This is a genomic window from Stappia sp. (genome assembly GCF_048268045.1).
GTDB lineage: Bacteria > Pseudomonadota > Alphaproteobacteria > Rhizobiales > Stappiaceae > Stappia.
The window spans coordinates 39139-54587 of record NZ_JBLWWG010000005.1 but is presented as its reverse complement, the minus strand read 5'-3'; the positions used below and the strand labels follow the sequence as shown (position 1 = coordinate 54587).

Below are 15449 nucleotides of genomic sequence, written 5' to 3'. Positions count from 1 at the left end.
ATGCTTCTCGCTTCTGGGCTCACTATTTGCCGGGATGGCGACGCGCGTGCCGAGCGGAGGTCCCTCTGGCCGGTTCGCCAATCGTGGCGGCAACCCTAGAAACGAGAAAACGAGGCGACTATCCGATACCCGCAAAATCAGGCATGCCTCGCCTATTGTGGTCCTTGCGGAGATTGAAATCAGGTGGCGAGCGTCGCTGATGGCGTCTCGCCAAACAAGCGCTTGTAGTCGCTGGAAAACCGCCCCAGGTGCAGAAAGCCGAAGCGCATCGCCACCTCTGTAACCGTCGTGTTTCGCCGGTCGGCGACGCGCAACGTCTCGCGGACACGATTGATCCGGCAGTTGCGTAGATAGGCGACAGGCGCCATGCCGACGTACTCGCGGAATGCGTATTGCAGCGCGCGCTCGGATACGCCGATGGACCGGCAGATGTCGACGACGGTGGGTAGAACATCTGCATCGAGGCGGTCTTCGACGTACTCGCGCGCCATTCGGCCGACACGCAGCGCCCTGGCCCGGGTCCCCGCGCTCGGCCGCCATCCCTCGCCCGACGCCGGCGCGCTCACCGCCTGCAGGACCATCTGAAGCAGAAGATCGTGCATGATGCGCGGGTCCACGGTTTCCTTGCGCTCCTGTGCGGCGCTCACCGCATCAAACCAAAGCGCCACCGTGTCGCTGAACCGGGATATGCCCGCGCTTCGCAGCTGCATCACACCGCCTTCCGGCCGCTCCCATCCGGCGGGATCGAGAACCCGCGCGGCGGCCAGGAATGCCTCCTGGCTGAGACTGACATAGGCCGTCTGGGTTCCGTCCGGAACATAGAGGTCGAACTCGGTGTTCTCCGGCATGAAGAAGACGGTGTCGGCGTTGCCGGCGCAGTGATCGGAGAAGCGGAAGGAAGGATGATGGGTGCAGCAGGAGATGGTGCACAGATCGCGCGGCGTCACGCCCACCTTCTGCACCGCGACGTCCTGGCGCTCGCGCACGACCTGCCGACCGCCGACGTCGACAATGTCCATCTGCCCGAGCCGCCGGCCGGAGCCGAGCTGGTAGCATTCCATCCCGATCCAGGGCTGCATCGCGGCCTGTGTGCCCGCGCTGTCGAGCGACACGGAGCACAAGCCGACGCGCGCGCGTGCCGGATCATCGATGCCTGGCATATCGCCTGTGAGCTGTGAAACGACTGCGCCAGCCGAGGCCGTCTGTCCCTGATCGTCCTGTCGCACCCGGGAATCGTTCCTTTTCAAGACCCCATCCGGGCGATTGCATATGACTCGAAAGATCGCAGCAAAGCCGGAGCCGGTCAATCGCGCGACGGGCAGTGGCAAGTGCATTGCGGCAAGGTGAGCCCGCGTCCTAGAACAGGGCTCTCACACAGGCGGCAAGGGGCAAGGGCGCGTGATCAATCTCAAGGCGGGTCGCTATTTTCTGGAGATCACGCGCTGCCATTCGATCCGGCAGGCGGCCGACCGCCTCCATCTGGCGCCCTCGGCTCTTAGCCGCCAGATCGCCAACTTGGAGCGGGAACTCGGCGCCGAGCTGCTCGAGCGGCGCTCGAACGGCGTCCAGTTGACCGAGGCCGGCCTGCTGCTGCGCGACAGGCTGACGGAAATCTTCGCAAGGCTCGACTATCTGGAAAGCGACCTGACGGACCTGCAGGGCATGCGCACCGGCCGGGTGACCATCGCAACGGTCGAGGGCGTCACACGCGCCTTCCTGGCCCATTGCATCACAGCCTTCACCGCCGAAAACCCCGGCGTCCGCTTCCGGGTTCTCATCCGAAGCCGCGACCGGGTGTTCGAGGCGCTGGAGCAGTACGATTGCCATATCGGCTTCGTCTACGATCACTTCACCCATCCGGTGATCGAGCCGCTCGGCCAGTGGCGGCAACCGCTCATGGCCTTCGTGCCACCAGGCCACCCGCTCGCGCAGGGCGCGCCGGTCAGCCTCCAGGAGGTGGCCAGCTACAGCTATGTGCTGCCCGACGAGAGCTTCGGCATTCATCAGCTTCTCGTGCGGACCTGGAAAAAACTCGGGCAGATGGTCAAGCCGGTGATCGTCTCGAACCAGCTCCAGTTTCTCATCGCCTATGCAATGCAGGCCTCGGCCATCCTGTTCGTGCCGGCGCAGGCCGTGCAGGCGGAACTCGAGGCCGGCACGCTGGTGCCGGTGAACCTCGATTGCCCGGACTTCCAGCACCGCCACATATCAGCAGCAATCCGGCGCGACCGGCAGCTGCCGCAGTCGGCCGAGACGTTTCTTCACGGCGCCGTTGCCGGCTTCCCCGCCTGGCAGGCGCGCGACGAGGACATACTGACCCGCGCGCGCCTTCGCCACTGGGTCGATCAGGCGTAGATCTCGACCGTCAGTTCCGCCTCGACGGGCGCGTCGAGGCCCAGCTCATGCTGGAAGAGCGCGGCGCGCGCGTGCTTGCCGTTCTCCTCACCCAGAAGTTCGACGTAGAGATCGGAAGCACCGTTCAGCACCAGATGGGCCTCGGTGAAGCCCGGCGCGGAATTCACATAGCCGACCATCTTCACGATCCGCTTGACGCGGTCGAGGTCGCCGCCGAGCGCCGCCTTCATCAGGGCAAGATGGTTGATCGCCATCAGGCGGGCGGAGCGATACCCCTCCTCGACGGTGAGGTCGGACCCGAGCTTGCCGCTGATCGGCATGATGTCATTGTCGTTTTCATCCGGCTGGGTGCCGAGCGTCCCGGACAGATAGAGAATGTTCCCCACAACGACGCCCGGAATGTAGTTGGCGATCGGCTTCGGCGGACGCGGCAGGACGATTCCCATCTCCTTGAGCCGGCTTTCAAGCTTGCCAGTCATGCAGTTCTCCGTGTTTGCAACAGGAAGATTATTCCGTTTTTTGAAAGCCGTTGTGGTGCGCTTCTGAGATCACGGCTTTGCATTTTTGGCAACGCAATCACAATCAGACGCAACGTGAACCATGCGTAAGGGCGCGTTTGCACCATCTCAAAAGCAGGTTTTTCTCTTTTTTATTCAATAATATGATTGAAGAGGATACGCCGTTTTACCAAGGCTCGACATCCTCAGGGACGTATTCGGCCAAATCGTGGCGGCGTGCGGTTTTTGCGAACGCCGTCTGGAAATTCGGTCGGCTGCTGATAACGTCCTCCAATCGTGGTCCGCCAATTCCGCCGTGCGGACGAGAGGAGGTCCAATGTCGAGTGAGGAGCGGTCTCTGCGCCAGATTGCCGGAGACCTGAGAGAAGGCGGCATCACCGCCGCCGCCCTGCATACAGCGGCCGTTTCGGCCCGCGAGGCAACCGAGGCGCGGCTGAACGCCTACAAGACCATCGATGATGGCCTCGCCGCCCGGCAGGCCGGCGTCGCCGACGCGGCCTTCGCCTCAGGAATGGACCTTGGCCCGCTGCAGGGCATCCCGGTTTCAGTCAAGGACCTGTTCGGCGTCCCCGGCTACCCGGTCTTCGCCGGCATGGCACAGGCGCTTCCCGCCGAATGGCAGCGCCCCGGACCGCTTGTCTCGCGGATGCGCTCCCAGCTCGGCGTGGTCACCGGCAAGACACATACGGTCGAATGCGCCTTCGGCGGCCTCGGCACCAACGCCCATTGGGGCGCACCGGTCAATCCCTGGTCGGTCGATGCCCCCCGCGCACCCGGCGGCTCAAGCTCGGGCGCCGGCGTCTCGCTCGCGCAAGGATCGGCCCTTGTCGCCTTCGGCACCGATACCGCCGGCTCTGTCCGCATCCCCGCCTCGGTAACCGGACAGGTCGGTCTCAAAACGACACATGGGCGCTGGTCGCTCGACGGCATCTTCCCGCTGTCGCCCTCTCTCGATACGCCGGGCCTGCTCTGCCGCTCGGTCGCGGATCTGGCCTTCGCCTTCGCCGCCCTTGACCCCTCCTTCATGGAACGCAACCGCGAGGACATCGCGCCGGCCGATCTCGCCACGCTGCGCATCGGCCTTCCGGACAGGCCCTTCAACGAAGACATTGATCCTTCGGTGTCCTCGGTCTTCTCCAGGACACTGGCGGAATTTTCCCCGAAGTGCCGTTCGGCGGTCGCCGTCGAACTGCCCGGCGTCGCCGAGGTTCTCGACATCTTCGCCAGGGGCGGCCTCGCCGCGCCGGAGCTTCGAACCCTTCTCGACGCACGTTTCCCCGAGCGGATCGCGACGCTCGATCCGGTCGTGCGGCTGCGGATCGAAGGCGCCGACAGCATGCCGGCGACTGAGTATCTGCGTCGGCGCGCGGTGCTTGCCGCCTGCGGCCGCCAGGCGCTCTCGGTCTTCGACGAGGTCGACGTTCTGGTCACCGCGACCGTGGCGATCAGTCCGCCCCGGCTCGACGACCTCGCTGACATGGACGTCTACCGCCACGCCAACATGATGGCCCTGCGCAACACGGCCATCGTCAATCTCTTCGGATGGTGCGCGCTCACACTGCCGGCCGGGCTCGATGCCAACGGCATGCCGGTGGGCCTGCAACTGATCGCTCCGCCAATGCAGGAGGAGCGCCTGATCGCAGTGGCCCGGGCCATCGAGGCCGCGATCGGAACCGGATCCCAGCGCCTGGGCAAACCGCCTCTTCGGAGCTGACGATCCGTTACATATAAAAACAGAGAGGAACTGACATGTCTTTCCGCAAACTCAAGGTTTCGCTGGTGGCCGCGGCCGCCATGCTCGTCTCGGGATCGGCCTTTGCCGCCGACTACACGCTGACCTTCGCGCACGTCCTGACCGAGAGCACCCCGAACGCCCGCGCCGCGGTGAAGTTCAAGGAAGAAGTCGAGAAGAACTCGGGCGGCCGCATCGAGATCAACGTCCGGCCGGCCGCTCAGCTCGGCGGCGACGTCGAGATCATCGAGCAGGTGCAGATGGGCGTTGCCCATATCGCCATCCCGCCGACGGGCAATCTCGCCAATTTCCAGGAGAAGATGTATCTCTTCGACCTGCCCTTCCTGATGGCCGATGACGCCGCGATGAAGCGCGTCCTCGACGGCGAGGTCGGTCGCTCGCTCCTCGACACGCTCGAGGCGAACAACCTGCACGGTGTCAACCTTTGGGGCGCCGGCTTCCGCCACATGACCAACAACGTTCGCCCGATCACCAAGCCGGAGGACCTGCAGGGCATCAAGATGCGTACGCTGCAGGCACCGACGATCCTGGCGACCTACCGCGCCTATGGTGCGAACCCGACCGCGATGGCCTACACCGAGGTTTACAACGGTCTGCAGCAGGGCGTGGTCGAGGGGCAGGAAAACCCGCTCGCCAACATCTACTCCATGCGCTTCTACGAAGTGCTGAAGTACATGACCATGACCAACCACGCCTACCACACCTATGCGGCCGTGGTGAACAAGGCCACCTGGGACGGCATGCCGGATGACCTGAAGAAGGTCATGGAAGACGCCTTCGTCGTTGCCCGCGACTATTCCCGCGAGCTGACCGCCGAGGACGAGGCCAAGATCCTCGAGGAGATCAAGGGCCAGATCGAGATCATCGAGCTGACCCCGGAAGGCCGCGCCGCCTTCATCGAGGCCTCCAAGCCGATCTACGAGGAGTTCCGCTCCAAGGTGACGCCGGAGATCATGGACAAGGCCCTGGCCGCGGCCAAGGGCTGATCCGAGAACAGGGTCGGCGAACATGCTCGAGACACTCAACAGGATCATTGACCGCGTTGAGGGCGGGCTGGTGACGCTCCTGATGCTGACCGCGACAGTCGTCGCGATCGCCCAGGTCGTGGCCCGCTACATCTTCAACAACTCGCTGTACTGGTCCGAGGAGCTCATCCTCTACTCACTCATCACGATGAGCTTCCTCACCGCCAGCATGGGCGTGCGATATGCGGCGCACATCAGCGTCGTCGCACTCTATGCTTTCGTCGGCCCACGCATGGCCAGGGGGCTGCACTATGTTGCAGCCCTTCTGGGCATGATCTTTTCGGGCGTGCTGATCTACTACGGCGCGCGCCTGTACCTGAACACGATGAACATGGGGCAGCTCTCGCCCGCCATGCGCATCCCTGTCGGGCTCGTCTATCTCGTGATCCCCGTTTCCGGGGCGATGATGCTCATGCGGTATCTGCTGATCCTGCAAAGCCTTGTGAGAAACGGCGAATACAAGCCGCCTGAAACAAACATCAAGAACGCCTGAGGGATTGAGAACACATGGTCGCGGCACTCGTCCCGGTATTCTTCGGCCTGCTCCTGTTCGGGCTGCCGATCTTCGCATCGCTGGCGCTGGCGGTTACGGCAGCGCTCTACTTCTTCGGCGGAATCGATCCCGTCGTCGTCCCCATGCGCATGTTCTCGGGGATGAACAACTTCTCCCTGATGTCGATCCCGTTCTTCATCCTGGCTGCCGAGCTCATGCGCATCGGCGGCCTGTCCGGGCGGCTGATCGATCTCGCCCGCGCGGTGATCGGCTGGTTGCCGGGCGGACTTGCCGCGGCAACCGTGGTCGCCTGCCTGCTGTTCGGCTCGATCTCGGGATCGAGCCCCGCGACCGTGATCGCCATTGGCACGATCATGTTTCCAGCAATGGTCGCGGCCGGCTATGACCGCTTTTTCGCGATCGGCCTGATCACCACTGCCGGCACGCTCGGACCCATCGTTCCGCCGTCGATCGCGCTCATCATCTATGGTTCGGTCACCAGCACTTCGGTCGGCAAGCTCTTCGCCGCAGGGCTGCTGCCCGCCGTTCTGATCGGCGGACTGCTCATCGCCTACAGCAGCATCTACGCCTACTACAAGGGCTATCCGCGCGACGCCTTTCCGACATTCCAGACGGTCTGGACGGCGTTCAAGCGCTCGGCCTGGGGCCTCGGCCTTCCGGTGATCCTGCTCGGCGGCATCTACACGGGCGTCTTCACTCCGACCGAATCTGCCGCCACCGCCTGCCTCTACGGCTGGTTCATCGGTGCCGTCATCTATCGCTCGATCAGCCTCAAGGACACGCTGGAGATCCTGCGCAACACCGGCCTTCTGTCGGGTCCGCTTCTGCTGATCACTGCCGGCGCTGCGGCCTTCTCATGGCTGCTCGCGATTTCCGGCACGCCCGGCCAGCTCGCGCAGCAGGTGCTTGCGAGCACGGATTCAGCCTTTGTGATCCTGCTTCTGCTCAACCTGATCCTGCTGGTCGCGGGATGTTTCCTCGACAGCGCCTCGGCGATCATCATCCTTGGACCGCTGATGCAGCCGATCGCCGCCCAGCTTGGCGTCGATCCGGTGCATTTCGGCGTGATCATGCTGGTCAACCTGTCGGTCGGCATGCTGACGCCGCCGGTCGGACTAAACCTGTTCGTCGCCATGGGAATTGCCGACATGACCCTGTCGCAAGTGTTCAGGGCGGCCCTGCCGACGATCCTGCTCATGGTCGTGGCGCTGATCCTGCTGACCTACATTCCAGCGATCAGCATGTTCATTCCGAGCCTGCTGTACTGACGGCCACGAGATACGCAAAAGCCCCCGACGGTGCGAACCGCCGGGGGCTTTTTTGTCGTCATGGGCGCCGGAGGCATGCCTGGAATTTCAACCCAGAATGCCGGTCTCCACGGCGACCCGCCGGTAGGCGGCTCCTGCGGTGAACCCGCCATCGATGACGAAATCCTCGCCCGTCACGAACCGCGAGGCATCGCTGGCAAGATAGAGCACCAGCTGCGCCACCTCCTCCGCCTCCCCGGAGCGCCCGGCCGGCGTCAGGTCGATCATCGGCTTGAGGTGCGGCGAGTTCCGGTTGAGCCCGGTGACGATTAGACCCGGGCACACCGCATTGACGCGGATGCCCTTGTCGGCGAATTCCATCGCCGCCGACCGCGTCAAGCCCCGCAAGCCCCATTTGCTCGCCGTATAGGCCGGGTCGGAATGTCCCGAGAAGGCCGAGTTCGACGAGATATTGACGATGCTGCCGCCGGTTTCCGCCATCAGCGGGGCGCAGGCGCGGATGCCGAGAAAAGCGCCTGTCAGGTTGACATCGATCAGCCGCCGCCAGGCCGCCGGCTCGGTTGCCGAGATCAGCGTGCGGTTGATGATGCCTGCGTTGTTGACGAGGATATCGAGACGCCCCGTCCAGTCGCCTGCCGCATCGACAGCATCTTCCCAGGCGGAGGCGTCGGTCACGTCGAGCAGGCGAAAGCGCACGGCCTCGCCGAGTTCAGCCGCAAGCGCCTGCCCCTCCTCCTCGAGAACATCGCACACGAGAACCTGTGCGCCGCATTCGGCCAGCAGGCGGACCTCCGCCTCGCCCTGCCCGCGTGCGCCGCCGGTGACGATGGCCGTCTTTCCCGACAGGTCGGTCAGCCGCGCGCGCCACTCGGCCGCCGTGCTCATGCCTGCACCATCGTCTGATGCTGTTCGCCAAGTCCGGAAATGCCCAGGCTCACTTTCTGCCCCTCCCGGAGGAAGGTGGGCGGCTTCATCCCAAGGCCGACGCCGGGAGGTGTGCCAGAGGAAATCACATCGCCGGGCAGCAACGTCATGAACTGCGACAGATAGCTGACGATGTGCGCCACGCCGAAGATCATGGTTCGGGTATTGCCGGTCTGGCGGCGCTCACCGTCGACATCGAGCCAAAGGTCGAGGTTCTGGACATCGGCGATCTCGTCGCGGGTGACCAGCCAGGGCCCGATCGGGCCGAAGGTGTCGTGCCCCTTGCCCTTGGTCCACTGGCCTCCGCGCTCCGACTGGAACCGCCGCTCGGAAAGGTCGTTGATGACGCAATAGCCCGCGACATGCTCGAGCGCATCGGCCTCGGACACATACTTTGCCCGTGAGCCGATCACGACACCAAGCTCGACCTCCCAGTCGGTCCGGTCGGAGCCGCGCGGGATCTCGATATCGTCATTGGGGCCGCAGATCGCCGAAACGGCCTTGGCGAAGAGCACCGGCTCCTCCGGCGGCTCCTTTCCCGTTTCCTTTGCATGATCGGCATAGTTGAGACCGATGCACAGGAACTTGCCGACGCCCGAGACGCAGGCACCGAGGCGCGGATTGCCCTCGACGAGCGGCAGTGTCGCGGGGTCGATCGCCGCGAGTGCCTTCAGCCCCTCGGGCGAGAGCACCGCCCCGCCGATGTCGGGAACATGCGCGGACAGATCGCGCAACCGTCCCTTGTCGTCAACGAGACCGGGACGTTCCTGCCCCAACGGGCCATAGCGCAAGAGTTTCATGACGGGATCTCCTCAATAATACGCGGGCGCGCGCTTCATCGCCGCCCATTGTTCGGGATCGTGGCCGGCCACCACGAGGGCTCCGGTGTTTTCCTGAACCGCGCGCAGCTTGCGCACCGAACGCACCGCATCGACGGCGGAATGGAGCGCGCCGGGAAGCGCCTTCTCCTCCCAGTGATCGAGCGTATCGGCGGCATCCACCGCCAGAAGCACGTTCTGGTGCGCGGTCTTCACAAGAATGGACTGGTGGCCGACCGTGTGGCCGGGCGAACGGATCAGCGTGATCGTGCCGTCGCCGAGCAGGTCGTAGAAGTCTCCCCAGCTGTCCTCGAGGAAGAACCAGTCGACGCCAGCGCGGTTGATGTCGCTCTGGATGTAGGCCCCAACCTGGAACCAGTCGGGGCTGCGGGCGTAGTCCATCTCCGTGCGCTGCACGACGTGCCGCGCACCGGGAAACCGGCCGACGGCTCCGACGTGATCGAGATGCAGATGGGACAGCACCACATGCGTGACACGCGAGGTGTCGAGGCCGGCGGCCTGCATCTGCGCGACGCAACCGTCCTTCTCGTCGAGAACGGGAACAAAGAAGTCGGCTGTCGCGCCCCAGTGGCCATGCGGGTCGGTGGCGCATTCAACCGGTGTGCCGCCGTCGATGACGATCAGGCCGCGCGGATGATCGACCACATAGAAGGGAACCGGGATCTCCCAGTCGCGTCCTTCGCCCTGGTTCAGATAGATATCGTGGTACTTGCACTTGAGCGTACCCGTCTGAAACATGTAGAGGCGAACCTCGCCCATGCCTTCATCCTCCCTTTGAACTCGATGGATTTGCGGCCTATCCGCGATAGACCGGCACCCGCCGTGGCCGTGCGGCCGCGACCGGCGTCGTTGCGGCAAAGCGGTTCGTCCGCGCCATGCCGTGTTCGATTTCCGCCGCGATGTTGCGGATCTCCTGCGACAGCTCTCCGGTGTTCGCCGCAGCCAGCCTCTCGACGGAGAGGACGAAGACCACGCTCCCAAGGACCCGCTCCTCGCTGTCGCGGACAGGGGCGGCAATGCCCACCAACCCCTCGAACACCTCCGACTGCGACATGGTCACGCCGGCGTTGCGGATTTCGGCCATGCGCGCCAGGAACGCCTCGATCGTGTCCCCCAACCCGCTGTCGCGGATCTTCTCCGCATTCCACGAGTGGATGCTCCTGAGCTGCGAGGGCGACAGGTTGGCGAGGATGACCTTCGCCATCGCGCCCTTGAAGATCGGCATGGAGCGACCGGGCTTGTAGATCTCGGGAATGCTGTGATCGGTCCAGGCGTAGTCGGCGCAGAGAACCTTGTCGCCGTAGTAGCTGCAAAGCATGATGTTGATGCCGATGCAGTCCGCGTAGTAGCGGATCAGGTGATGGGCCGAACGCAGCAGCGGGTCGTTCTCCCGCTTGAGCATCTCCAGCTCTATCACCCGCGAGCCGATGACGTAGGAGCCGCCACTGGCCGGCGTCAGAAGTCCCGAGCGCGTCAGCGATTGCAGGTAGCGATAGGCGCTCGCGCGCGACGAACCGGAAAGTTCGGCGGCGCGGGCGACGTCGATCATCAGGTTGTCCTCGTCGAACCCGTTGAGGACGGCCAGCATCTTGTCGAGGCTGGTCATCTTGCCCTCACCGCCATCATCCGCTTTCGACATCGGCCTCTCCCTCTACTTTCCCGAGATCAGTTCCGCAGGAACGATAACGATATCCGGGAACAGCAGCAGCAGGACAAGAACGGCGATCTGGGCGAGGATGAACGGACCAACCCCCTTGATGACGCGCCCGAGCGGCACCCGCGAGACGCCGGCCACCACATTGAGCACGCTGCCGATCGGAGGCGTGAGCAGGCCGATGGCCGTCGCGATCATGAAGACAACCGCGAAATAGACCGGGTCGATGCCCGCTGTCTTCACCGCCGGCATCAGCACCGGAACCAGGATCAGGATGATCGGCACCATGTCCATGGCGCAACCGACGACCAGAACCAGCAGCACGATGACCGACATCAGCAGCAGCGGATTGTCGGCAAAGGGCGCGACAAGAGCAGAAATCTGCGCAGTCAGACCGGCGATGGTGATCATCCAGCTCGAGACCAGCGCGGCGGCGACGAGAAACATCACCATGGAGGTCGTCTTGGCCGCGCCCAGCAGCACGTCGTAGAGCTGCGAGATCTTGAGTTCGCGGTAGATCACCATGGAGACGAAAAGCGCGTAGACGGCGGCGATCACACCAGCCTCCGTCGGCGTGAAGACGCCGAACCGCAGGCCGACGAGAATAATGACGGGAAGCATCAGCGCCCAGATGCCGGCCCAGGCCTCGCGCAGAACCTTGGAGAAGGGAACCTTCTCCATCGTCACCGTCTCCTCGCGCTTCGAAACAAGAAACCAGGTCAGCGTGAGCGCCAGCGCCATGATCAGCCCCGGCACGATGCCGGCGATGAAGATGCGGGTGATGGAGATATTGCCGACGACACCGAGCAGGATGAAGCCGATCGACGGCGGGATCACCAGCGCGGAAATGCCGGCCGAGGCAATAAGCCCGGCGGAGCGACCGGAATCGTGGCCGGCCTTGATCATCATCGGCACGAGGATCGCGGACAGGGCGGCGGCATCGGCGGCGGCGGACCCTGAAAGGCTGGCCAATACGAGCGCGGCCAGAATCGCGACATAGCCGAGCCCGCCGCGCACATGCCCCACGGCGGCAACCGAGAGATTGACGATGCGCCGGGACAGGCCGCCGGCGTTCATCACTTCGCCGGCAAGCATGAAGAAGGGAACCGCCATCAGCGGAAAGCTGTCGGCGCCGTTGAGCATGTTCTGCGCGATGATCTGGGGATCGAAGAACCCCTGCTGCCACATCAGCGCGATGCCGGTCATGATCAGCGCGTAGCCGATCGGCATGCCGATGGCCATGCTGCCGAGAAGGCTGGCGAGAAAAATGGCGATGGTCATCTCACTTCACCCCGCTTTCGCGAAGCGCCTGCAGTTCCTCATCCACACTCTCGACCCGGTCGAGCCGGCCGATAACGATGAGATAGAGCCGCCAGAGCAGGATGAATCCGGCGGAGACGCCAAAGACGATGCCGATGCCGAAGAGCAGCGACATGGAAAGCCCTGTCGCGGGCGCGTAGGTGTGCCGGTTGAGCAGAACCTGCGTGTAGGTGCCGGCGACAATCAGCCAGGTCGCGTAGATCATCAGGACGTGGGCGAGCCCGAGGCAAAGACGCCGCAACGTCCTTGGAAGGCTGTTGACGATGAAGTCGAGGCCGAGATGCCCGTTTTCACGCAGCACCACGATGGAGCCGACAAACACCATCCACACGAAGAGCCAGCGCGAGAACTCCTCGGACTCCGTGATGCCCGAGTTGAACACGTATCGCAGCACCACATTGCCGAAGACCAGCACGACCATGCCGGCCAGACACAGCACCATGAACCACTTGAGCAGTCGGAAATAGAATTCGATCGCCTTGGACATCTTCCCCCCTCCGGAGTTTGCCGGCATGCGCGCGCCGCCCCGTCCGCGACGCGCCATGACGTTCGGATCACGCCGGACGGCGGTATCCCTCAAGCTCGCTGTCATCGACATCGGGCAGGTTGACCACGATGTTGTCCGGGGTCCTGCAGGTCAGCCAGACCAGGGGCTCGGTGATGCTCATGTTGACTTCCACATGCGGCATGTGCGGCGGCACGAAAACGAAGTCGCCCGGCATCATGTCAACGAACTCCCGATAGCCTTCACCGAAGTAGATGCGGCCATGCCCTGCGAGCACATATCCGCCGGTTTCCGCCTCGCCATGGTGATGCGGCGGGGAGCGAAAGCCGGGCTCGTTGGATACCTGGCCGAACCAGATCTTGGTCGCGGGCGTATGCTGCGGGCTGACGCCCGAGCGGCGCACGCAATCGCCGGACTGTCCGGTGTTGCCATCAAGCGCATTGGCGCGGGTCACGACCGGAACGACGGGTTCGCTCATCGAATTCTCCTGATGTTGTGTGTGAAAAAGCGGGCGGCGGCACCTGCCGGCGTCGCCGTCAGTTCATGTGCATGCCGCCGTTCACGTCGATGGCGGAGCCGGTGATGTAGGACGACATGCCGGAAGCCAGGAACACACAGGTGTTGGCCACATCGTCCGGCACGCCGAAGCGGCCGAGAGGAATGGTGGGCATGACTTTGGCGGTCAGGTCGTCGTCATAGAAGCCGCGCGTCATGCTGGACATGATTACACCGGGATTGACGGCGTTGATCCGGATCCCCTTGGGGGAGATCTCGCGTGCGACGGATTTCACCAGGGCGAGTATCGCGCCCTTGGAGGCCGCGTAGTGCGGCCCGCCCATCAGCCCGCCGCCGCGCTGCGCGGCGATGGAGGCGATGCAGATGATCGAGGCGCCCGCCTCCATCATCGTCAGCGCGCCCTGCGTCATCGTCAGCGTGCCGCGCAAGTTAATGTCCATCACCGCGTCATAGTCCGCGCGCGTGATTTCCGCGACCTTTCGCGGTTGGGTGATGCCGGCGTTGTTCAGCAGGATGTCGAGCCGGCCGAACCCGTCGCGAACGGTATCGAACACATTCCGGCAGGCGGTCTCGTCGGTGAGGTCGGCAGCGATGCCCAGGGCGTTCGCACCGAGGCGTTCCTCGGCGGCGCGCACGCCCGCCGCGTCATGATCGACGACGACCACCTTCGCGCCCTGGGCGACGAAGGCACGCGCCGCGGCAAAGCCGATACCCTCGACATTGCCTCCACCGGTGACGATCGCGATCTTGTCTTCAAGCAGCAAAGTCTTCTCCCGCCCTTGTCTTGCAAGTCCCGCAACGCCCCGCCGGACACAATCGAGCCGGCGGGGCGAAGGAGACGATCACTTGATGAGGATCAGTTGGAGCCCTTGGAGGCCTCGATCTCGGCCTGGAACTCCTTGACGACCTCCTGGTCGAGGCCGGAGGACACCTTCTCCACGACCGGACGGACCGCATCGCGGAATTCCTGCAGGTGCTCGGGGGTGATCTCGTCGATCTCCATGCCCTTTTCCTTCAGGAACGCCAGCGTCTCGCCGCTGGTCGCGTTGATGATGTCGCGATTGAAGACCGAGCTTTCGGCGCAGGCGGCGCGAACCGCGTCCTGCTCCTCAGGCTTGAGCCCGTCCCAGAACCCCTTGCTCGCATAGACCACGGAGATGGTGGTGAAGTGCTTCGTCTCGGTCAGGTAGTCCTGAACCTCGTAGAAGGAGGTGGACCGGGTCACATCGTTGGCGATCTCGTTGCCGTCGATTGCGCCGGTCTCCAGCGCCGTGAAGGTCTCCGGGAAGGGAAGCGGCGTCGGATTGATGCCCAAAGCCGAGAGCGAGTCGATGTAGACGCTGTTCTGGATCGTGCGGATGCGCAGACCCTTGACGTCGGCAAGCGTCTTCACCGGGTGCTTGTTGTTGGTGATGTTGCGGAAGCCGTAGTCCCAGAAGCACAGGCCGACGAGATTGTTCGGCTCCATCTTCGCCAGGATCTTCTCCGCCACCGGGCTGCGCGACACCTTGTCGAGCTGCGCGTAGCTGTCGAACATGAACGGCAGATTGAAAACATTGAACTCCGGGACCATCGCGGCGAGGCCCGCCGTCGTGGTGACAGCCATCTCGACGATGCCCCCCTGGGCGGAGGAGATCGACTGGATCTCATTGCCGATCTGGGCCTGCGGGAACTGGCGAACCGTCACGGCCCCGCCCGTCTTCTGCTCGACCAGTTCGGCGAACTTGCTGACCGTCTGCCCCATCGTGCTGTCCTGCGCGACAGGATAGCTGAACTTGATGGTGGCCGCGGAGGCCGGCGTGCCGGCGGCAGCGAGCACGACCAGAGAAGCCGCAAGCGCGGCGCGGTACGTCTTATTCATGATTTCCTCCCCAAGACATGGACGGCACGTCGGTGCCGCAAAAATCAAAAATCTCATATTGCGCTATTTGTCAACAAACAGGATGCGCAAAATACCGTATCCCGAGATCGCCAGAAAGCTGGCCTGACCTATGCCTAAATCGCAATGATATTTCATTTTAAACATAAATATCAGACGATTAAATCAATTGTATCCATTCGAACCCACATCTCAGAGGACGTGTCGGGGTGGTATTTTTTTCATTTTCGTTTTTCACAATTATCAAATTATGAGACTTAAAATATCGCACTGCAAAACAAGAGATAGGCACCTCACCGCATCCCGCAAGAGCACGCGCCACAGCCAACCAGAGCCGAGTGGAATTCCGTTCGACAACAGCCCCTGGGGAAATTATCTA

Annotated in this window: 16 protein-coding genes; 5 read left to right on the top strand and 11 right to left on the bottom strand. The window is 63.6% G+C overall.

Annotation, left to right across the window (positions count from 1 at the left end; all coding sequences use genetic code 11):
• Positions 1 to 179 precede the first annotated feature (179 nt).
• The gene (locus ACN0WF_RS09630) at positions 180 to 1307 is read right to left on the bottom strand and encodes a helix-turn-helix domain-containing protein (protein ID WP_417772607.1); all 1128 of its coding nucleotides are present in this window, start codon (positions 1305 to 1307) and stop codon (positions 180 to 182) included.
• Between the two features lie 91 nt (positions 1308 to 1398).
• Between ACN0WF_RS09630 and ACN0WF_RS09625 the strand changes: the two genes are divergently transcribed.
• Positions 1399 to 2355, top strand: a complete 957-nt coding sequence (locus ACN0WF_RS09625; protein ID WP_417772606.1) for a LysR family transcriptional regulator — start codon at positions 1399 to 1401, stop codon at positions 2353 to 2355.
• On the opposite strand, the gene ACN0WF_RS09620 is transcribed toward ACN0WF_RS09625, so the two are convergent.
• Positions 2346 to 2834 carry a RidA family protein gene (locus tag ACN0WF_RS09620; RefSeq protein WP_417772605.1) on the bottom strand — a complete coding sequence of 163 codons (489 nt, stop codon included), beginning with the start codon at positions 2832 to 2834 and terminating at the stop codon, positions 2346 to 2348. The genes ACN0WF_RS09625 and ACN0WF_RS09620 overlap by 10 nt on opposite strands.
• A gap of 355 nt (positions 2835 to 3189) precedes the next feature.
• Here ACN0WF_RS09620 and ACN0WF_RS09615 point away from each other — a divergent pair, with 355 nt between their 5' ends.
• From ACN0WF_RS09615 to ACN0WF_RS09600, 4 genes are read left to right on the top strand one after another with little or no spacing between them, the layout of a single operon-like run.
• The gene (locus ACN0WF_RS09615) at positions 3190 to 4587 is read left to right on the top strand and encodes an amidase (protein WP_417772604.1); all 1398 of its coding nucleotides are present in this window, start codon (positions 3190 to 3192) and stop codon (positions 4585 to 4587) included.
• 35 nt (positions 4588 to 4622) lie between these two features.
• Positions 4623 to 5612 carry a TRAP transporter substrate-binding protein gene (locus ACN0WF_RS09610; RefSeq protein WP_417772603.1) on the top strand — a complete coding sequence of 330 codons (990 nt, stop codon included), beginning with the start codon at positions 4623 to 4625 and terminating at the stop codon, positions 5610 to 5612.
• Positions 5613 to 5634: 22 nt separating this feature from the next.
• Positions 5635 to 6144 carry a TRAP transporter small permease gene (locus tag ACN0WF_RS09605; RefSeq protein WP_417772602.1) on the top strand — a complete coding sequence of 170 codons (510 nt, stop codon included), beginning with the start codon at positions 5635 to 5637 and terminating at the stop codon, positions 6142 to 6144.
• 14 nt (positions 6145 to 6158) lie between these two features.
• Positions 6159 to 7433, top strand: coding sequence for a TRAP transporter large permease (locus tag ACN0WF_RS09600; protein ID WP_417772601.1), 1275 nt, complete (start codon positions 6159 to 6161; stop codon positions 7431 to 7433).
• Positions 7434 to 7520: 87 nt separating this feature from the next.
• Here ACN0WF_RS09600 and ACN0WF_RS09595 read toward each other — a convergent pair whose 3' ends face one another.
• The 9 genes from ACN0WF_RS09595 to dctP all read right to left on the bottom strand — a co-directional run bounded on the left by ACN0WF_RS09595 (position 7521) and on the right by dctP (position 15052).
• Complete coding sequence (locus ACN0WF_RS09595) at positions 7521 to 8318, bottom strand: SDR family NAD(P)-dependent oxidoreductase (protein WP_417772600.1); 798 nt, start codon at positions 8316 to 8318, stop codon at positions 7521 to 7523.
• Positions 8315 to 9157, bottom strand: a complete 843-nt coding sequence (locus ACN0WF_RS09590; protein WP_417772599.1) for a fumarylacetoacetate hydrolase family protein — start codon at positions 9155 to 9157, stop codon at positions 8315 to 8317. The genes ACN0WF_RS09595 and ACN0WF_RS09590 overlap by 4 nt, the downstream gene beginning before the upstream one ends.
• A gap of 12 nt (positions 9158 to 9169) precedes the next feature.
• Positions 9170 to 9955: an AttM family quorum-quenching N-acyl homoserine lactonase gene (gene attM / locus ACN0WF_RS09585; protein ID WP_417772598.1), complete on the bottom strand. Its 786-nt coding sequence runs from the start codon at positions 9953 to 9955 to the stop codon at positions 9170 to 9172.
• A 37-nt stretch (positions 9956 to 9992) separates the two neighbouring features.
• Positions 9993 to 10835 (bottom strand): IclR family transcriptional regulator, encoded by an 843-nt coding sequence (locus ACN0WF_RS09580; protein WP_417772597.1) that lies wholly within the window; start codon positions 10833 to 10835, stop codon positions 9993 to 9995.
• A gap of 12 nt (positions 10836 to 10847) precedes the next feature.
• On the bottom strand, positions 10848 to 12131 hold the full coding sequence (locus tag ACN0WF_RS09575; protein WP_417772596.1) for a TRAP transporter large permease: 1284 nt from the start codon (positions 12129 to 12131) through the stop codon (positions 10848 to 10850).
• 1 nt (position 12132) lies between these two features.
• Positions 12133 to 12657: a TRAP transporter small permease gene (locus ACN0WF_RS09570; protein ID WP_417772595.1), complete on the bottom strand. Its 525-nt coding sequence runs from the start codon at positions 12655 to 12657 to the stop codon at positions 12133 to 12135.
• A 67-nt stretch (positions 12658 to 12724) separates the two neighbouring features.
• A complete protein-coding gene (locus ACN0WF_RS09565) occupies positions 12725 to 13153 on the bottom strand; it encodes a cupin domain-containing protein (RefSeq protein WP_417772594.1) in 429 nt (142 codons plus the stop codon).
• Between the two features lie 58 nt (positions 13154 to 13211).
• Entirely contained in the window at positions 13212 to 13955 is a 744-nt protein-coding gene (locus tag ACN0WF_RS09560) for an SDR family NAD(P)-dependent oxidoreductase (RefSeq protein ID WP_417772593.1), read from the bottom strand.
• 92 nt (positions 13956 to 14047) lie between these two features.
• Complete coding sequence (gene dctP, locus ACN0WF_RS09555; protein WP_417772592.1) at positions 14048 to 15052, bottom strand: TRAP transporter substrate-binding protein DctP; 1005 nt, start codon at positions 15050 to 15052, stop codon at positions 14048 to 14050.
• Positions 15053 to 15449: the final 397 nt, after the last annotated feature.